The sequence below is a fragment of the Zunongwangia profunda SM-A87 genome, from assembly GCF_000023465.1.
In the GTDB taxonomy this organism is placed as follows: Bacteria; Bacteroidota; Bacteroidia; order Flavobacteriales; family Flavobacteriaceae; genus Zunongwangia; species Zunongwangia profunda.
On sequence record NC_014041.1, the window covers coordinates 2926540 to 2947728 of the forward strand.

At 37.5% G+C, this 21189-nt stretch carries 13 protein-coding genes; 4 read left to right on the forward strand and 9 right to left on the reverse strand.

Annotation, left to right across the window (positions count from 1 at the left end; translation table 11 throughout):
- Positions 1–236: 236 nt before the first annotated feature.
- From ZPR_RS12950 to ZPR_RS12960, 3 genes are read left to right on the forward strand one after another with little or no spacing between them, the layout of a single operon-like run.
- The gene (locus tag ZPR_RS12950; protein WP_013072149.1) at positions 237–1196 is read left to right on the forward strand and encodes a glycoside hydrolase family 43 protein; all 960 of its coding nucleotides are present in this window, start codon (positions 237–239) and stop codon (positions 1194–1196) included.
- Between the two features lie 33 nt (positions 1197–1229).
- Positions 1230–3524: a GH92 family glycosyl hydrolase gene (locus tag ZPR_RS12955; protein ID WP_013072150.1), complete on the forward strand. Its 2295-nt coding sequence runs from the start codon at positions 1230–1232 to the stop codon at positions 3522–3524.
- 9 nt (positions 3525–3533) lie between these two features.
- Positions 3534–5930: a GH92 family glycosyl hydrolase gene (locus tag ZPR_RS12960; RefSeq protein ID WP_013072151.1), complete on the forward strand. Its 2397-nt coding sequence runs from the start codon at positions 3534–3536 to the stop codon at positions 5928–5930.
- Positions 5931–6218: 288 nt separating this feature from the next.
- Here ZPR_RS12960 and ZPR_RS12965 read toward each other — a convergent pair whose 3' ends face one another.
- Together ZPR_RS12965 and ZPR_RS12970 are read right to left on the reverse strand one after the other, a co-directional pair.
- Positions 6219–8090: a hypothetical protein gene (locus tag ZPR_RS12965; RefSeq protein WP_013072152.1), complete on the reverse strand. Its 1872-nt coding sequence runs from the start codon at positions 8088–8090 to the stop codon at positions 6219–6221.
- Positions 8091–8536: 446 nt separating this feature from the next.
- Positions 8537–11464 (reverse strand): FAD-binding and (Fe-S)-binding domain-containing protein, encoded by a 2928-nt coding sequence (locus ZPR_RS12970; RefSeq protein WP_013072153.1) that lies wholly within the window; start codon positions 11462–11464, stop codon positions 8537–8539.
- 137 nt (positions 11465–11601) lie between these two features.
- On the opposite strand from ZPR_RS12970, the gene ZPR_RS12975 reads away from it, so the two are divergent.
- On the forward strand, positions 11602–12102 hold the full coding sequence (locus ZPR_RS12975) for a hypothetical protein (protein WP_013072154.1): 501 nt from the start codon (positions 11602–11604) through the stop codon (positions 12100–12102).
- A gap of 32 nt (positions 12103–12134) precedes the next feature.
- Here the strand turns inward: ZPR_RS12975 and bshA are convergent, their stop codons facing one another.
- The 7 genes from bshA to ZPR_RS13010 form a co-directional block, all read right to left on the reverse strand.
- Positions 12135–13283, reverse strand: coding sequence for an N-acetyl-alpha-D-glucosaminyl L-malate synthase BshA (gene bshA, locus ZPR_RS12980; RefSeq protein ID WP_013072155.1), 1149 nt, complete (start codon positions 13281–13283; stop codon positions 12135–12137).
- Positions 13284–13343: 60 nt separating this feature from the next.
- On the reverse strand, positions 13344–16280 hold the full coding sequence (locus ZPR_RS12985) for a serine hydrolase domain-containing protein (protein WP_013072156.1): 2937 nt from the start codon (positions 16278–16280) through the stop codon (positions 13344–13346).
- A 2-nt stretch (positions 16281–16282) separates the two neighbouring features.
- Positions 16283–16768, reverse strand: a complete 486-nt coding sequence (locus tag ZPR_RS12990; protein ID WP_013072157.1) for a hypothetical protein — start codon at positions 16766–16768, stop codon at positions 16283–16285.
- Between the two features lie 110 nt (positions 16769–16878).
- The gene (locus tag ZPR_RS12995) at positions 16879–17670 is read right to left on the reverse strand and encodes a (Fe-S)-binding protein (RefSeq protein WP_013072158.1); all 792 of its coding nucleotides are present in this window, start codon (positions 17668–17670) and stop codon (positions 16879–16881) included.
- A gap of 24 nt (positions 17671–17694) precedes the next feature.
- Positions 17695–19035 (reverse strand): 4Fe-4S dicluster domain-containing protein, encoded by a 1341-nt coding sequence (locus tag ZPR_RS13000; protein WP_013072159.1) that lies wholly within the window; start codon positions 19033–19035, stop codon positions 17695–17697.
- A 7-nt stretch (positions 19036–19042) separates the two neighbouring features.
- Positions 19043–19993 carry an MlaD family protein gene (locus ZPR_RS13005; protein ID WP_013072160.1) on the reverse strand — a complete coding sequence of 317 codons (951 nt, stop codon included), beginning with the start codon at positions 19991–19993 and terminating at the stop codon, positions 19043–19045.
- Positions 19994–20048: 55 nt separating this feature from the next.
- Positions 20049–21179 (reverse strand): N-acetylmuramoyl-L-alanine amidase family protein, encoded by a 1131-nt coding sequence (locus tag ZPR_RS13010; RefSeq protein WP_013072161.1) that lies wholly within the window; start codon positions 21177–21179, stop codon positions 20049–20051.
- Positions 21180–21189 lie beyond the last annotated feature (10 nt).

Here is a 21189-nt window from a genome sequence, read left to right on the forward strand (position 1 = left end):
TAATTTCAAGAGATCAATAAACATTTTAAGATGGTAAATTTATGGGTATCGAATCGGAGTTATTTTTTAGTAATGGAATCCCTCTTCATCACCATTTTATTCGTATCGAAGGAAAATTTCACCTTAAATAAGTGTAAAAAAATCATAGAATCGTTAAAATTTTAGCTAAATCGATTTACTTATTAACTTTTATTTTCGTATCATAGCAAACTGAAATACACCTGAAATCTTTTATAATGAAAAATTTAACCATAATTCTAGGAATGTTATGCTTTTCGGGGATCTTTGCCCAGAATAACAACCCTGTATTCCCGGGTTGGTACGCAGATCCTGAAGGAATTGTTTTCGATGATCAGTATTGGATCTATCCCACGTATTCCGCTCCATATGATAAACAAGTCTTTTTCGACGCTTTTTCTTCTCCAGATCTTGTAAACTGGACAAAACACGAAAAAGTAATCGATACGGCGGCTATAAAATGGGCCAAACGTGCTGTTTGGGCGCCTTCAATTATCAAAAAAGAGAATAAATATTATTTGTTTTTTGGCGCCAATGATATTCAAAGTGACGATGAGTTAGGAGGAATTGGAGTTGCGGTAGCAGAAGATCCAGAAGGACCCTATAAAGATCACCTGGGGAAACCGCTTATTGGTAAATTTCATAATGGAGCCCAACCTATAGACCAGTTTTGCTTTAGAGATAAGGATGGGCAGTATTATCTTTATTACGGTGGTTGGGGGCATTGTAATGTCGCTAAATTGAACGAGGATTTTACTGGTTTTATCCCCTTTGAAGATGGAACTATTTTTAAAGAAGTAACCCCTGAAGGTTACGTAGAAGGACCTTTTATGTTTATTAAAGATGGGAAATATTATTTTATGTGGTCTGAAGGTGGCTGGACGGGACCTGATTATTCGGTGGCCTATGCTATAGCCGATTCTCCACTGGGACCTTTTAAAAGAATAGACAAAATTCTTCAACAGGATAAAGACATCGCCACCGGTGCCGGTCACCACTCGGTAATAAAGCATCCTAAAGACAATGATTATTATATTGTTTACCATCGCAGACCACTTACGGAAACCGACGGAAATTCCAGAGAAACCTGTATCGATGTGATGGAGTTTGATAGCAACGGACATATAAAGCCGGTTAAAATTACTAAGGAAGGTGTGGCGGCACATCCTTTAAAATAAATTATGTACAATCTAAATTATTCAACATACACTATGAAAAAAAAGTTCTTAACGGTACTGGCTTTCCTTGCCGTATTTAATTATGCGGAAGCCCAGAACCATCTTATAGAATCTGTTGAAAATCCTGTAGATTTTGTAAACCCTTTAATGGGAACAGATTCTAGTCCCGGATTATCCAACGGAAATACCTACCCTGCCGTTGCGGTGCCGTGGGGAATGAATTTATGGACGCCACAAACAGGACCAATGGGTCATGGATGGGCATATACCTATGATGCCGATAAAATACGCGGATTTAAACAAACGCATCAACCTTCTCCATGGATGAACGATTACGGCCAGTTTTCGTTAATGCCGGTTACCAGAGGAATGAAATTTAATCAGGATGATCGCGCAAGCTGGTTCTCTCATAAAGCTGAAGTTTCTACTCCTTATTATTATAAGGTATATCTGGCAGATCACGATGTGACAGTAGAACTTACACCAACCGAGCGTGCCGCGCAGTTTAAAATAAGCTTTCCAAAATCTGATAGCTCATACGTAGTTATCGATCCTTTTGATAAAGGTTCTTATGTAAAGGTTATTCCTGAAGAAAATAAAATTATTGGGTACACCACAAAATATGCCCGTGGAAAATTAACCAATTTTAAAAACTATTTTGTTATTCAGTTTGATAAACCATTTAGCGATGTAAACACCTGGGAAGGTGATCAATTAGCGAAAGGGCAAGCTGAAATGAAAGCCGATCATGCCGGTGCTATCGTTGGTTTTGACACTAAAGATGGTGCTGTAGTTCATGCAAAGGTAGCCTCTTCTTTTATTAGTTTCGATCAGGCTCAATTAAATCTGGATCGTGAAATTGCGAAGGATGATTTTGAAACTACAAAGCAAAATGCACGTGATCTTTGGAATGAAAAATTAGGCAGATTAGAAGTTTCCGGTGGAACTATCGATCAGGTTAGAACTTTCTATTCTTGTCTTTACAGGACTTTATTTTTCCCTAATAAATTATACGAGATCAATGAAAATGATGAGATCGTACACTGGAGTCCTTACAACGGTGAAATTCTTCCTGGCTATATGTTTGCAGGTACAGGATTTTGGGATACGTTTAGAGCCCTTTATCCTTTCTTGAATTTAGCTTACCCTTCTATTAACGAAGAGATGCAGGCCGGTCTTGCTAACGATTATAAAGAAGGTGGATGGTTACCAGAATGGTCAAGCCCGGGTTACGCCAATATTATGGTAGGGAACAACTCCGCTTCTGTAGTGGCCGATGCTTATATTAAGGGATTAAGAGGATACGATACTGAAACTTTATGGAAAGCTTTAGTAAATGGTGCTAACAACGAAGGGCCAATGACGGCCGTAGGACGTGCCGGTGCACCTTATTACAACAAACTTGGTTATGTTCCTTACGACGTTGGAGTAAACGAAAGTGCAGCAAGAACTTTGGAGTATGCCTATGATGATTTTGCCATTTACCAGTTTGGTAAAGCCATAGGAAAGCCTAAGAAAGAGATTGAAATTTATGCTGAGAGAAGTATGAATTACAAAAACCTTTTTGATCCTGGTTACGGGTTAATGAGAGGAAAAAATGAAGACGGCAGCTGGCAGAAGGATTTTAATCCTTTTAAATGGGGTAACCCTTTTACTGAAGGAAACAGCTGGCACTACAGCTGGTCTGTATTCCATGATGTAGAAGGTCTAATCGGACTTATGGGTGGTAAAGAAGACTTTGTTAAAAAATTAGATTCAGTTTTCTCTATGCCTCCTATTTTCGACGAAAGTGTATATGGTGGTGTGATCCACGAAATTCGTGAGATGCAAATTGCAGATATGGGCCAATACGCACACGGTAATCAGCCTATTCAGCATATGATCTATTTATACAATTATGCAGGAGAACCCTGGAAAACCCAGAAATGGGCAAGGGAAACTATGGATAGAATGTATAAAGCTACTCCAGATGGATATTGCGGTGATGAAGATAATGGGCAAACCTCTGCATGGTATGTATTTTCGGCCTTAGGTTTTTATCCGGTAACCCCTGCTGTAGACCAATATGTTATGGGAGCTCCATTATTCAAAAAAGTAACGGTAAACCTTGAAAATGGAAATAAAATTGTAATTAACGCCCCTAAAAACAGCGATGATAATAAATACATCGAAAGCATGAAGGTGAATGGAAAATCGTATGATAAAAACTATTTGAAACATTCAGAATTAATTAAAGGAGCGAAGATTAATATAGAAATGAGCGATTCTCCAAACAAAAATCGCGGTACCAAAAAAGATGCTTTCCCTTATTCATTTTCTAACGAATAGCATTCATTTATGACAATACATTCATTAAAGAAGAAATCTTCAATTCAAAAAGGAGTACGATTACTGGGAGCTGGTATTTTACTGGGATCTTTGGGAATCTACACCTCTTGTGATAAAGCAGAAGCCGATACATCATCGGCTTCTGCTTCTAAAATTGAAAATGCAAAAGACTTTGCCCAGTATGTAGACCCCATGATTGGGACGGCTAAGATGGGACACACCTATCCTGGGGCTACCGTACCATTTGGTAGTGTACAATTAAGCCCTGATACCGATACGATTCCTTATGCCGTAGATGGTCACTATAATCCCGATGTGTATAAGTATTGTGCAGGCTATCAATACGACGACAATACCATTGTTGGTTTTAGTCATACCCATTTTAGCGGAACAGGACATTCGGATCTGGGTGATTTTTTAATTATGCCAACTACGGGTGATCTTAAGTTAAATCCGGGAACTGCTTCTAATCCGGAAAGTGGTTACCGCTCCAGGTTCTCTCATGATAAGGAAACTGCAGAAGCTGGTTATTACAGTGTAATGCTGGATGATTATGATATCAAAGCTGAAATGACCGCTACCACTCGTGTAGGAATGCATCAATATTCCTTTCCAAAAGATAAAGAGGCACATATTGTTTTTGATTTAATGCACGGTATATACAACTATGACGATAAAAATGTCTGGACATTTGTTCGCGTAGAGAATGATACCCTGGTTACCGGATATCGTCAAACCAATGGTTGGGCCAGAACACGCCGTGTGTATTTCGCAATGTCTTTTAGTAAGCCTATTAAAGACTACGGAAGAGCAAGATATGATCGCCAGCCCTATGGTGGTTTTTGGGGGAAATTCGATCAGGCTAAAAACTTTCCTGAAATCGCCGGAGAAAAAATTAGAATGTATTTTAATTTCGACTTAGAGCCTCAGGAAAAACTGAAGGTGAAAATGGCGATCTCTCCGGTAAGTTCTGAAGGAGCTTTAAATAACATGAAAAAAGAAGTACCCAACTGGGATTTCGAGCAGGTTAAGGAAGAAGCAAGAGCAAATTGGAACCGAGAATTAAATAAGGTACAACTATCTTCTGAAGATGAAGACGAGTTAACCAATTTCTATACTGCCATGTACCATGCTTTTTTAGGACCAACAGTATATATGGACACCGACGGAAAATATATGGGCTTAGACATGAATGTACACCAGGCTGAAGGTTTTACCAATTACACAAGTTTTTCTCTTTGGGATACTTATAGAGCTTTGCACCCATTGTTTAATATTTTACAGCCAAAGCGAAATGCGGATATGGCCGAATCGATGATGGCACATTACGACCAGAGTGTTCATACCATGCTACCTGTTTGGTCTCATTATGCCAATGAAAACTGGTGTATGATTGGTTATCACAGCGCCTCGGTTTTAGCGGATGCGATTGTAAAGGGCAATGCAAATTTCGATCAGGATCATGCCCTTGAAGCCATGGTAAATACAGCGCGAACCAGATATTACGATGGTCTAGGTTATTATATGGATATGGGCTATGTACCGGAAGATAAGAATGGTTCTTCTGTTTCTAAGACCTTAGAATATGCTTATGATGACTGGGCTATTGCTCAGGCAGCGAAGAAACTGGGTAAAGACGAGATCTACGAAGAATTCATTAAAAGAGCAGAAAACTATAAAAATGTTTATGACGCAAAAACGGGCTTTATGCGTCCTAAATTAAGCGATGGAACTTTTAAAAAGGATTTCGATGAACTCAACACGCACGGTCAGGGCTTTATTGAAGGTAATAGCTGGAACTACAGTTTATACGTTCCTCATGAGCCTGCTAAAATGATTGAGATGATGGGTGGTAAAGAGCAGTTTTCACGACATTTGGACTCCCTATTTACTATGGAACTTCCTGACAAATATTTTGAAAATACTGAAGATATTTCTCGTGAAGGCATTATTGGTAACTACGTTCATGGTAATGAGCCATCACATCATGTAGCTTATCTTTATAACTGGACAAATACACCCTGGAAGTCTCAGGATAAAATTAGAATGATCCTGGATATGAAGTATCAAACAGGAGCCGACGGACTTAGTGGTAACGATGATTTTGGACAAATGAGTGCCTGGTATATTTTTAGCAGCCTTGGCTTCTACCCTGTTGCCCCGGGATCTGTAGATTACGCGTTAGGAAGTCCTGCGGTAAAGGATGCCAGTTTACATCTTGAAAATGGTAATACCTTTAGAGTTATTGCCGAAAACCAAAGTAAGAAAAATGTATACGTGGATAAAGTGGAATTGAATGGAGAGGAATTAACCGAACCCTTTATTTCTCACGAGTCCATAATGAGCGGTGGCGAACTTAAATTCTACATGACCGCCAAACCAAACAAAACCTTGTTTATTAATTAGTTTAGTTTGTATAGTTTATTGTTTTGAGTGTAAAAGCGGGCTTTGTAGCCCGCTTTTTTTCTTTAATAGTGTACTAATTATTAAAAACTAAAAGGATTTTAATAATAAAAACTTCCTCCGGATAAAAAAAGAATGCTTTGTTGCTAATCTCTTGCCTAGCTCGAGCACAAGTATATTCTTTAGTTTAATCCTTAAAAAAAAGCTCAAATCTTGAAGAAATGAGCTTTTTTTTGTTTCAATTTTAATCAATCCTGAACCATAAAATGTTCAACGTAATAATTAAGATATTTAATTAATTTCATCTATTTTTTCTATATTGAATGAACAGGCTTCGTTAACTAACGAAATATTATTTTTATCCTTATTACCATGTTTCGCTTCCGCGATTTTTCTTACGTAAATAGCCACTTGTTCATTTTCCTCTAATTTCATCAATTTATTTAATGCAACAGTATGTTTTTCACCTACTTTCGTGTACTTCGGAAAAGTCATATAAACCGCCGATCCCACTATTTTTTGCCCTTGTTTTGCAAAATAAAATTCATATACTTCATATCTCGCATGATGGTCATCAATATTAACTGAAACCGTAGCATTTGCTTTAAAGATACCACTTTTTTTTACTTGTATTCCATTGTCTTTCTGCTGAATATTCTTGGAAAGAGTAGTTTTATCAAATATTAAGGTATAAGCATCACCGCTATTACTAATTTTTTGTGATTCACCATTGTATAGATCGGCATATACATTACCTGAATTTCCACTTCCTCCATTCAAATCTTTCCAGCTGGCATTACCATTAGCATCCGAAGTTAATACTTTATTAGCTCCTTGGTTTCCATCAACAATTCGTAATGAGCCATTAACATGCAGCTTAGCTGTTGGGTTACTGGTACCAATACCTATTTTTGAACCGTTCCAGTTTGATGCCGCAGTATTGTTTCCTAAAACTATAGCATAGGCTGTACTGGCAGTTGATTCATAACCAATGGCCGTAGCATTTTGAGCATTTGCTTTGGCATTTGAACCTAAGGCTGTAGCATTTTGTTGGGTCGCCTCACTATTGTAACCAATCGCTGCCGCATATTGGCCGGATACATTTGAAGAATGGCCTATCGCCATACTGTTATTACCTGAAGCTTCAGAATTAACACCAATAGCAAGGGCATTTTGTTGATTTTTAGTTGTGGCGCCCACACCAATGGCCATCCCCTGGTCACTCGACGAACTTGCGTTGGTACCAATGGCAAAGGCCTCATTTGAGGTTGCCCTCGCTCCATCCCCTATGGCAAAAGCTACGTTTTGGGTAGCTTGAGCATTAGAACCAATAGCAAACGAACTGCTACCACTTGCCGATGCCAACTGTCCAACCGCTACAGATTGATTTGCTGATGCTTTTGCAGAATGTCCAATCGCAGTTGCTTTACTACCAGAGCTATTGGCATTAAATCCAAGACCAATGGCTTCATCGCTTGTCGCCAAAGCCCCATTTCCCAGAGAAATAGATCGGCTTCCAGATTTGGCACTTTTCCCAATGGCCACCGCTTCATCGGCAGTGATACTTGCAGAATTCCCGATCGCAACTCCTGCCCAGTCTGCTTTGGTATTAAAACCTAAAGCAATACCTCCATGAGGATCAAACTCAGCGATTTGTTTATCGTCTGCTCTTAAAAATAACGAATGCCAGGTGGTAGTTCCCAAAAACTTAGCATTGGCATTATTTACATTATCAAAATTATTCCCATCTAAAGACCATCCGGCGCCAGAACCAGAACCATCTTCTAATTCTTTTAAACGCTCATCAATGCCATCCATGACTTCATCTATGTCAGACTGATTTTCTACTTTATCCCATTTTTCATTGTCCCAGATATAAAAGCCCTTCCTTAAATTATTTGCACTATTGACCGTTTTGTTATAAACCAACAACCCTTCAGTAGGACCTTTAACCGTATTCCTGTCTCTGAGGTTTTTTAGATCAACTTTAGGTAATAACACTCCTTTATTGTTACTTTCAATGTGCAAAATGGATGATGGGTCCGGATTTGAAGTTCCTATCCCTACCTGAGCAGATAAACCAGTTATACTGAAAAAGAATACAACTAGCATTGAAAAAACGCTTAGGCTGTAGTTTTTTGGAAAAGGATAATTTTTCTTCATATCATTCTAATTTTAAGCAATCTATAATGACTAAAACAACAAGCTTCAGATTGAAGCATAGCACAATATTACTGCATAAAATGTTCTCTAAAAAAAATTCACGATTACCTACCCAAATAATCGTTTAATTACAAAATCAGACTATTATTCAGTGGATTAAGTCAATTAATAGGAAGAAAATATTCAAAAACATACATTAAAATTCGAGCTGATAGATAGTCCAGTGTATAATTCAAAATAAGGGAATGCCATTGTGAATAACAACCGCATATTGAAGGAATAAATGGATCTATTATCTAAAAAATACCAATTACTAGCGGTTAATAGAGTCTGGTATTTTGCATCCAAAACTCGTTCTTTTAAGTTTTGAAGAATAAAAAGAAGGAATACTAAAAAAGAAGCAGGGATGAAAATATTTTTTTGACATCCATCCCTGCTTCTACTTCTTAATTATTAGCTTTAAGCGCTTTCCTTAATATACTTACGGGATGCTCCGCAATACGCTTCGTGCCATCATAAATTTGATGCCTGCAACTGGTGCCGTTTGCTGAGATAATTGTTTCCTGAGTGGCTTTCCTTACCGCAGGAAATAAGGTTTGTTCACCAACGGCCATACTTACCTCATAATGTTCTTTTTCATATCCGAAACTTCCTGCCATTCCGCAGCAGCCCGAAGGAATGATCGTAACCTTATAATTCACTGGTAAATTTAGAATATCAAAGGTAACCGCTGTATTAGATAAGGCTTTCTGATGACAGTGGCCATGAATTTTTATGTTTTTCTCTTCGGAAGTGAATTGTTCTTTTTTAATATTCCCCAAAGCAATTTCTTTTTTTAGAAATTCTTCAATAAGAAAACTATTAGCAGCTAATTCCTGAGCTTTTTTTCGATCGTTTGCCAATCGTAAATACTCATCCCTAAAGGATAATACAGCTGAAGGTTCTAGGCCAATTAAAGGGGTTTCTTCGGAAACAAGATCACTAAAGATTGAGATATTTTTATTGGCCATTGTTTTTGCTTCTTCTAAAAAGCCTTTAGAAATATGTGCCCTACCACTTTCTTCATGATCTACAAATAATACTTTATAATTCAGTGTACTTAGCAATTCTAATGCATCGATTCCAATTTCAGCATCCAGATAATTGGTAAATTCATCATTAAAAAAATACACCGACTTTATGGGGTTATTCGGAACCAGGCGTGTTTTATTTTTTTTATAATAGGCTTCTAAAGTAATTTTAGCCAACTTTGGCAGACTTCTTTGTGGAGCTAACCCCATCACTTTTTTCGCCAGGCCAGCGGTAATACTATTGGTAAACATAAAATTGGCCAGTCCGGGAATTTTAGACGCCATTTTATTCATCTTACCATTATTAGCAAAAGCCTTGCTTCTATTCGAAAAACCGTATTCCTTTTGGTACTGATATTGAAATTCAGCCTTTAATGCAGCCACATCTACACTACTGGGGCATTCACTTTTACAGCCTTTACAACTTAAACAAAGATCATAAGCTTCTTTGATCTCCTGGTGGCTAAATTTATTCTCTTTATCTGAGTTGGTTAAGAATTCCCGTAAGGTATTAGCCCGTGCCCTGGTGGTATCTTTTTCGTCTTTGGTAGCACGATAGCTTGGACACATTGTTCCGCCACTATCAGCAGATTTTCTGCAATCTCCACTACCATTACACTGCTCGGCCAGACGTAATATTCCCTGATTTTCATCAAAATTCATCAGGGTTTTTATTTCAGGTTCTATTCGATCGGGCTGATACCTTAGCGATGTGTCCATCGCCGGCGCATCAATAATTTTTCCGGGATTTAAGATGTTTTGAGGATCAAACGTAGCCTTTATCTGTTTTAAAAGGGCATAATTTTTTGCGCCTATCATCATTTCTACGAACTCAGCACGAACACGACCATCACCGTGCTCCCCACTCATAGAACCATTGTATTTTTTTACCAGTTTCGCCACATCTGTAGTGATTTTTCTAAAAAGCACTACATCTTCTTTTTTCTTAAGATCCAGAATCGGGCGTAAATGAAGTTCTCCGGCGCCGGCATGTGCATAATACACGGCATTTTGTCCATAGGCCTTCATGATTTGACTAAATTCATTTATATAATCTGCCAGTACCGGTAAGGCCACGGCTGTGTCCTCGATACAGGCTACGGCTTTTTTATCACCAACGATATTTGCTAATAAGCCTAATCCTGCCTTTCTTAATTCTGAAGCCATGTTTATTTGTTCCCCATGTAAAATTGGGTTTGCATAGCTTAATCCATTTTCTTCCAGCGTTTCCAGTAAACCTTGCGTCTTCTCCTGTAATTCATCAGCCGTATTCGCCCTTACCTCTAACATCAAAATAGCTTCAGGATCATCTTCAATAAAAAATCGATTCTCACGATATTTTATGTTTTGTTTGGTACAATCCAGAATGGTTTTATCCATCATTTCGCAAGTAAATAAGGAATGCTCCATGGTCGAAGCTACGTCTTGCAAGCAATCTTCGATACTACGATAATGCGAAGCGATCATCGCCGCCTCTGGAGGTTGTAAATCATCTAATTGCAAGGTAATCTCTGTTGTAAAGGCTAAAGTTCCTTCACTTCCGGCAAGAAGATGACAAATATTTATTGGCTCAGCAGAATCTTCAGAAAAGACCTCAGAATAAATCAATTCGTCTAGCGCATATCCAGTATTCCGACGATGTAATTCCCTTGGGGGAAATTCTTCGATGATCTCTTTTTTATTTTCTTCTGAAGAAAGAATATCAAAAATAGTTCTGTAAATATTGCCCTCTAAATTATCTAATTTCAGCTTTTGCTGAAATTCTTGTTTAGAGATCGCCTTAAACTCAGCCTCACTACCATCACTAAGGATCGTCTTTAAAGCCACTGTTTTTTCTCGGGTTGTACCGTATTTAATTGAGGTAGTTCCACTACTGTTATTACCTACCATCCCGCCAACCATGCAACGATTAGAGGTAGAAGTATTGGGACCAAAGAAAAGTCCGTGTTCCTTTAGCATTCGATTTAGATCGTCCCTAATTACACCAGGTTGAAGGCTTACCGTTTTATTTATGGTATCGAGACTTAAAATTTTTGTGAAATGTTTAGAGACATCTACGACGATCCCTTTCCCTACACATTGTCCCGCCAGGGAAGTACCTGCCGTTCTTGGTATTAACGAGGTATTATTTTCTTTGGCAAAAAGAATAAGCTCCTTTAAATCCTGCTTATTTTTTGGATAACAAACTGCTAAGGGTAATTCTCGGTAAACCGATGCATCTGTGGCATAAATAGAACGCCATAATTTATCATCGTATAACTGGCCGTCTAAACGTGCTGCTAATTGCTGAAGATTCTTTTCCATACAGCCTTTAAAAGTAAGCAAAATAGGTTAAACAACTTAACAGATTTTTAAAGATAATTAACAATAGATTGGCGACGGGAAGCTTTTAAAAATAAGTTCAAAAACTAAATTTGCCCTTAAATCAATAAAATTAAAATATGAAGAAGTTTTTAGTAATTGCAATGGTCGCTTTAGGATCTGCTTTATTTACGAATGTAAATGCACAGGAAATTGCTGATAATGCTTTAGGGCTACGAATTGGTGGTAATGATGGTTTTGGACCTGAAATTTCTTATCAAAGAGCTGTAGGAAGCAATAACAATCGCTTAGAATTCGACTTAGGATGGAGAAACCATAAACACTATGATATTGTAAAACTTGTTGGTTTGTATCAGTGGGTATGGAATATAGAAGGAGGATTTAACTGGTTTGTTGGTGCCGGTGCAGGTATCGCAAATTTAGATGATGACCGTTTTGAGCCTTACTACAATGATGGTGCTTACCTTTTATTGGCAGGAGATATAGGTATTGAGTATAATTTTGATATCCCTTTGGTATTGTCTCTAGATCTTAGACCTGAATTAGGCTTTCATGATGATTACGGAGCTATCGATGATTTTTCACCAGATTTTGCAATTGGATTAAGATACCAGTTTTAAATCTAAAGAATATTTAAATAAAAAAGTGGAAATTAATTTTCCACTTTTTTAATGCTCTCTTCTAAAAGTTCTGTGTATAAATCTTCGTACATCGGGACAATTTGGTTAATATCGAACCTCGCCGCCACCTTATAGGCATTTTGTTTAAAGGTTCGTAACGTGTTATGATCACTTAAAATTGAAATTGCTTTTTTAGCCATCTCTTTAACGTCCCCCACATCACATAAATATCCCGAAACGCCCTGTTCATTTACCTCGGGTAATCCACCGGTATTTGTAGAGATTACCGGTACACTATTGATCATCGCCTCCAATGCAGCCAGTCCAAAACTCTCTCTTTTTGAAGTCAGTAAAAATAAGTCAGAAAAACAGAGAATCTTATCAATTTCATGACTTTGTCCTAAAAACATTACTTTATCCTGAATACCAAGCTCTTCTGCCAGCGCTTCTGCTTTTTCTTTTTCTGGTCCTTCCCCTACCATCATTAATCGGGATTTTATTTTCTTCTGGATCTCATAGAAAACCTTAACCGTATCCTGTATCCTTTTTACTTTCCTGAAATTGCTGATGTGTGTAATAATTTTTTCATCACCTTCGGCCATCATTTCACGTTGGCAATCCGTAAAGGCTTTCTGCTGATACTTAGATACATCTATAAAATTGGGAATCACCTTAATGTCTTTTTTAATTTCAAAAAGATCCAGAGTATCCTGTTTTAAACTTTCAGAGACCGAGGTTACCATATCGCTTGCATTTATACTAAAGGTAACTGCAGGCTTATAAAAAGGATGATTTCCTACCAAAGTGATATCTGTACCATGTAACGTAGTTACCATGGGGATATTTATCCCTTGTTCTTCCAGCATCTTTTTAGCCATATAACCAGCGTAGGCATGTGGAATTGCATAGTGCACATGTAGCACTTCTATATCATGTAATTTAACCATATTTACCAGTTTACTGCTTAAGGCAAGCTCGTATGGCTGATAATGAAAAAGTGGATATTTTGGTACATGAACTTCATGAAATTTAACACTGCTGGAAAGTTGATCTAGTCTTACCGGCTGTTTATAAGTTATAAAATGAACTTCATGACCTCTTCTGGAAAGTGCTAAACCAAGCTCTGTAGCTACTACTCCACTACCACCAAAGGTGGGATAACAAACAATTGCTATTCTCATTAATGCGTTTTTAAAACCGGTGATATCCGATTCAATTTAATCAATTTTGGGCAGTTTTCCTTAATAATCGATAGCATCATAAATAACCTGCTGAATTTTGGTTCGAATATCTTCATAAATCAGTTTTCTGTTTGTAGAATCGGGGTAAACCCTATTCGATAAAAATATATAAACCAATTCTTCTTCGGGATCTGCCCACGCAAATGTTCCGGTAAATCCACTATGCCCAAAGCTACTTTTTGAAACACAGGAACAGGCAGGGCCACCGCCTCTAATTTGTGGTTTGTCGAAACCTACCCCACGCCTTACATTTTCTTTGCAATAATAACAAGTATTAAATTTTTCAATGGTACCAGGTTTTAGATACTTTTCACCACCGTAGGATCCCCCCTGTAAATAGGTTTGCATAATTTTAGCAACATCATTGGCATTACTAAATAACCCTGCATGACCGCCAATACCACCCTGCATAGCCGCACCCTGATCATGAACATAGCCGTGTACCAGTTGGCCGCGCCATAATTTATCATTTTCGGTAGGGATTATTTCATCCAAAGGAAACCTGGTAAGCGGTAAATATCCCGTGTAATTAGCTCCTAAAGAGTTATAAAACCTGTCTTGGGTTAAATTGTTAAGATTGGTTTTATAATAGCCCTCTAAATAATATTTAAGGATATAAAAAGGTAAATCACTATACTTATATTCCTGTTTTCGGTTTAAATCACTTTTGGCAATAATATCGACAATGGTATCCTGCATGTCTTCCCTTATAAACATGTGATCAGCTACCTGAGTATTAAAACGATCGTCTGCAGTTTCATGATAATATAATGTAGACGGTCTTTTGGTTACGGCATCTATCGTTGGTACGTAAAATGGAATCCATGCTTTTAAGCGCGCATAATGCATTAGCATATCCTGCAATCTTATGTTTTCCTTATTGGTGCCTCTAAAAATAGGCATCATCTCGCCCAGGGTCGTATCGAAATCAATGATTCCTTTTTCCACCTGTTCCATAACCAATGGAAGCGTTGCTAAAATCTTAGTTAATGATGCCAAATCATAAACAGAAGTGTCTGATACCGGTTTGATATGCTCGTAAGTATAAAATCCGAAATTTTTACTATAAATAACCTTACCTTTCCTAGCTACTAAAACCTGCGCGCCAGGAGTCATTTTTTTGGCGATAGCATAATTAACGATAGAATCAATCTTTTTTAATTTAAAAGAATTCATTCCTACCGTTTCGGGAACACCGTAGCTTAAACGTTCAATCGCTCTTGTATCATAACCGGTACCTTCCGGGAATTCAATTCCGGTGCTTACCGGTAATTTTCCTTTGGCTCCTATAGCTCCAAAAATTACCTGTGCTGCTTTTTCCTGAGCTACTTCACTATTTTGATAGGCCACCAAAATACTTTGCAGATTCGTCGTACTGTGAATGTCCAGAAGAGAATATGGACTTGTGAAAACTGACAATAATGTATTGTTTTCTCTCGCAATTTCATGCAACCACAACAAATCTTTACTACTAAATCGATATGATTTCCACGGATTCTCATTACTCTTATGGAAACCAACAATTACATAGTTATAATCCTTAAGCTTGTATAAAAGATCGGGTAATTTTTCTGCAGAAATATGATCTACTTTCGTGTATTTTTTTAATTGCTGAAGAAAAGCCGTACCGTCGTCATCTCCTAATTGAACATAAGCTATTTTCTGCTTATCCAGATGTTTAATAGGAACCATTCCTTTATTATTTCTAATTAAAGTCATGGCATTTTCCATTAATTTCTCATATAAAGCATCATCCCGAACGCTATTGAGTTCTTCATAAAGGAAATGTTCATCAACCGACTTATAATGGTTTAAGCCAGCTTTATATTTAGCCTTTAAGATTTTTTTTACGGAATGCGCCAAACGATCTTCGGTTATTTCACCTGAGAGATAAGCCGATTTCAGTTTTTCTATAGATTTAGGAACATTTTCAGAAATTAATAAAATATCGTTGCCAGCCTTAAAAGCAGCTAAATCAATTTCTCCCGGTTCATCATAGTTGGAAGCACCACGCATATTCAAAGCATCGGTAAAAATCAAACCTTTAAATTGTAGATTTTCGCGAAGCATTTCGGTTACTACTTTTTTGGAAAGCGAAGTAGGCCTTCCTTCCTGAGTACCCAATGCTGGCACATTTAAATGGGCTACCATCACACTGCTAAGACTGTCCTTAATCAACTCTCGATAAGGATATAATTCTATCCCTTCAATGCGTTCTTTGGGAAAATTTACCGATGGTAAGGTTTTATGGGAATCCTGATCGGTATCACCGTGACCTGGAAAATGTTTTGCGCTTGATAATATACCTTCCCGATGCATCCCGCGCATAAATGCCAGCGCTTTTTCTGTAACGTTTATTTTGTTTTCCCCAAAGGAACGATTGCCGATGATGGGATTAAGCGGATTGGTATTAATATCGACTACCGGAGCAAAATTAATATGAATACCAAGTCTTTTGGTGTGCCTGGAAATGGCTGCACCGGCTTCTTCAATTAATTTATTATTCTGAATAGCGCCTAAAGTCATATTCCAGGGAAGGGCAAAAGTGGAATCCAGGCGCATGGCCAGTCCCCATTCAGCATCCATACCTACCAGGAGAGGCGTTTTACTTATTTCCTGAAATTCATTAGTTATCCTGGCCTCTCTACCAGGGCCTCCTTTTGAGAAAATCACTCCACCAATATGATTTTGCTTAATGAGATCCCGTACTTTTTGAATACCGGCTTCACTTCCATTCGAAAAAACATCTACCATAAATAATTGCCCTAATTTTTCTTCAAGAGAAAAACCGGAATAGACACTTTCTACCCATCTTTTTTGCGCTAAACTATCTTTAGTCAATAACGGATCAGGAGTGTTTCCGTTTTGCGCAGATACTCTAAAAACAAAGAGAAATAAAAATGTTGGTAAGAATAACCTGAAAATGGTTCTTAACATCATTAGCTCATAAATCGCTTATGCCAACTATCTGATGCAGGAACTTCCCAATCTGAAAGATACTCAGCTTTATTATTTACGAGATTATTAAAGACAATGGTATTAGGGGAAACCGACTTATTTTTTGCCATTTTCCTAAAGTCGGTTAGTGTTTTGTAGGCCACAAATTCACCCTGTTTAAAAGACACGTTCATCTTGTCTAATAAATCAACATTATATTGTTGCTCAAGGCTTTGAATAAATCTAACTGAAGCATCAATTGAACATCCTGAAGCTGCATTAACTTCCTGATCCAAAGCAATGGTAATAAATCGTTTATATTTAATATCGTAACCGGCCTTAAGGTTGGAACCGTGTACCGTCCATTGCGTTAAAAATTCATCTAATTTTTGTTTGATCTCCACTAGCTCTTCATCTGTAAAAGAGCGATTGGACTGATAAATCCAAACACGGGAATCTTCTGGTAAGGACTCAAAGGGTACTAACATAATGTGGTGGTAATTTTATTTTTTTAGCTAAATCTTTTAAGAATAGTCGCAAAAAAGCTGCCAGATTTCAAAAAAATAGCTTTAAAGGAATTTATTTTTAAGTATTTCAATTACAGGTCTTTGGCGGTTGCAATCATTTCGGCAACATCCATAACCGCTACACTGTCTTCTTTTTCTTTACTTTTAACTCCATCTGTCATCATCGTATTGCAAAAAGGACAACCTGCAGCGATTACTTCAGGCTTGGTTTCCATCGCCTGCTCGGTTCGGGCAACATTAACGTCTTTATCGCCAGGTTCCGGCTCTTTAAACATTTGTGCACCCCCTGCACCACAACATAATCCGTTGCTTTTGCACTTACGCATTTCGATGAGTTCAACTTCCAGTTTTTTAAGAAGATCACGAGGAGCTTCATACTCTCCATTCGCCCTTCCTAAATAACAGGGATCATGAAAAGTAATACGTTTCCCTTTAAATTTACCGCCTTCAACCTTTAATCGCCCTTCGTTAAGCAAGGATTTAAGGAATTGCGTATGGTGCATTACCTGGTAATTGCCACCCAGGGAAGGATATTCGTTTTTAATGGTATTAAAGCAGTGAGGGCATGCGGTAACTACTTTTTCAATTTCATAGCCATTTAAGACCTCGATATTCGTCGCTGCCTGCATCTGGAATAAAAACTCGTTCCCGGCACGTTTTGCAGGATCACCGGTACAGCTTTCTTCTGTCCCCAATACTGCAAAATCAACCCCTGCCTCGTGCAAAAGTTTTACAAAGGCTTTAGTTATTTTTTTGGCACGATCGTCAAAACTTCCTGCACAGCCAACCCAAAACAGTACTTCAGGTTTTTTACCTTCAGCCATATATTCTGCCATGGTTGGCACTTTAATCGCTTCTGCCATAGTCCTAAAATTCTATAATTTCAATTAATTTTCTTTAGCCCAATTTAATCGATCCATTTGATTATAAGGCCAGGGAGCGCCATTGTTTTCAATATTGGTTAACGATGTAGCTAACTCGTTAGGAGCGGCACTTTGCTCCATTACCAGGTATCTACGCATATCTAAAATAATAGAAAGCGGATCGATACCTACTGGGCAGGCTTCTACACAGGCATTACATGTTGTACATGCCCAAAGCTCTTCCCTTAAGATATAATCATCCAGCAATTGCTTGCCATCATCTTCAAATTTGCCGTTTTTATTAATAATCTCTCCAACTTCTTCCAAACGGTCTCTGGTATCCATCATGATCTTTCGTGGAGACAATTTTTTACCGGTTTGATTAGCAGGACATTCTGCGGTACAGCGCCCACACTCGGTACAGGTATACGAATTTAGTAGTTGTACCTGATTTAGATCCATTACATCTGAAGCTCCGAATTTCTCCGGTTCCCCTTCTTCCTCACCTTCCGCAGGCGCCGCAAAAGGATCTGCATTGGGATCCATCATCAGAGCAACTTCTTTTTTAACAGCTTCCAGATTATCCATTTCTCCTTTTGGTTTTAGTTTAGAGAAATACACATTAGGAAAGGCTAAAAGAATATGAAGATGTTTTGAATAATATAAGTAATTCAGAAAAAATAAAATTCCCAGTATGTGTAACCACCAAGCCGCTCTTTCAATAATAATTAAAGTACTGTTGGATAAACTTTCGAACAATGGAGCGATAAACTGACTTATAGGAAAACCTCCAATAATTCCGCTTTCATGCGCGTAATGGGCCGCTCCATTTATCTGAAGCTGATAGTCAGTCGCATTCATGATCAAAAAAAGGCTCATCAGTACCATTTCAAAATAAAGAATGTAATTAGCATCATTTTTAGGCCAGCCTTTTAGTTCCCTACTCAAAAACCGATAAATATTAAGAACATTTCTTCGAATCCAGAAAATTATCACCCCTACAAGTACTAGCAATGCTAAAACCTCAAAAATCCCTATGAGAACGTTATAGAAACTTCCCATAAAAGAAAGTATACGGTGAGTACCAAAAAGACCATCAATAATAATCTCTAAAACTTCTATATTGATTATAATAAAGCCCAGATAAACAATTACATGTAAAAAACCGGAAACTGGTTTTTTAACCATTTTGCTCTGTCCAAAAGCAATTCTTAAAGTTTTGGACCAACGCTCTGAAGAGTGATCTGACCGGTCGATGGTCTTGCCCAGTTTTATATTTCTGAGCATTCTTTTAATATTCCTTGCAAAAAAGGCTATACCAAAGACTAGAGCTATTAAAAATAAAATCTGTGCTACGATTTGCATACCGCGGTTATTTTAAAGAATCCTTAGGCTCGTCGTAAGGCCCGGGATTTTTCCCAAAAACAGAAAAATGAACATAACGTTTTGGGTTTAGTTTTATATCCTGAAGTAATTCTTCCAGTTGTTTGGTAGCGCGATCTAAATTATTGTACACTTTATCATCATTAAGCAGCTTTCCTGCTGTTCCTTCACCATTATTCAAATTATCCGCAATTCCTCTAAAGTCGGCTACTACAGTTTCTAAATCATCAGTAATTTGACCAAGATTTATAGCTTTTAAAGAATCTGAAACTGTTTTAAAGTTACCAGACATTGTATTAAGGTTATCAAAAGTCTGATTTAAATTTTCAGCATTTCCCTGTACTATACCTTCTAAAGCTCCACTTGTACTCTTTAAAGAGCGCATGGTTTGATTCAGGTTTTTAAATGTATTATTGATATTATAGGTCGTACTATCATTTAAAAGGTCATTGATCGACGTTAACAGGGAATCTGCACTTACTACGGTACGCTCTAATTTCTGCTGAAGTGGCGTAAGTCTTTCATTCACCAGTTCCATAATGCCTTCTTCAACATTACTCTGAAGGGTATCTCCCGATTTTGCTATACTCCCCGATTCATATTCCGGTACAATGGCTAAAGATTTTCCACCAATAATTCCTCCTCCATAAACCTGGGCCGTACTGTTTTTAGAAAAATTGAAATCTTTTTCCACCGTAAACGTCACTAATAGTTGTCCTTGTTTATTTAGGAAATTAATATCTGTAACCTGACCTACTTTTAAACCATTTATGGTAACCGCAGATGATGGTGATAATCCTTCAACCTCGTCGTAAACAGCGTAAAATGTTCGACTGGAATCAAGTAAGTTCTTACCTTTTAGAAAGCTATATCCAAAAATTAATAGTACAATAGCGACTATAGCAAGGATAGCGGTTTTAACCTCATTAGAAATTTTCAAAAGCTAGTAATTTTATTTATGCAAACAAATTTAGGGATAAATATAGGAAAGTCCTCTAATTGAGATTAGTTTTTAACGCCTCATTAACTGTAATCTTCTCTCCATTTTTAAAGGCTACGATATAACTATTGCGGTAGCCCTTATTTATTGCTTTTTGATGAACTTTCTGAATATCCAAATAACTGGAAGTCTCACCAAGATAATATTTATAGAGTTTTCCTTCTTTTTTTCTAAAAACGTCATTAAGTCCCTTAAAATTATAGGATTTCGTTTCTAGTTTTTTAGCGCCTGCCGCGAGCTGAACACTAAATATTATTCCTTCGTAATAATCTGCTGGTTTACCGTCTATACTTACGCCTGAAGCCGATTTTGGTACTTTTGGATGAGACTGGTTTATACTTTCTATCGCAGATAAATTAATTTGGTTACCATAACCTAAAATTCCATCTACAATAGCATTTGCCATTTTATTTTGTCCGGCAACACTATTTAAAAACGCTCCTTCACTATCATTGGTTAAGAAACCAACTTCAACCAAAACGCTGGGCATATACGTTTGGTGCAATACAATTAGGGCACCTTCTTTTACCCCTCTGTTTTTACGCTGAAGATCGTTAGTAAATTTTTTCTGAATCAAATCGGCTAAGAGAATACTCTGGTTAAGATATTCCTCCTGCATTAAAGTCATCCCTATAAAAGATTCGGGAGAATTAGGATCAAAACCATTATAGGTTACTTTATAATCCTCTTCCATATAGATTACCGAATTTTCCCGTTTGGCAACCTCAAAATTGGTTTCATTTCTATTAAGACCCAATACAAAAGTTTCGGTCCCAGAAGCCTGAGAACTATGCGAATTACAATGTACAGAAACAAACAAATCGGCTTCGGCATCATTTGCGATCTGGCCACGTTCCATTAAAGGAATAAAAACATCTGTATTTCTGGTATAGACTACTTTTATACCTCTACGCTCCAGTTCTTTTCCTACTTTTAAAACTATACTTAAGGCAATGTCTTTTTCCCGGTATCCGTTTCCAACATTCCCGGGATCCTTACCGCCATGCCCCGCGTCTAATACAACTACAAATGGATCTGTAGGCACAGGTTTTTCTGCAGCAAAAAGTTGCTGATTAAAAACTAAAAAAAAAGATAATACTAAAAGATAAAGTACATTCGTTCTCATAAATAAGTAA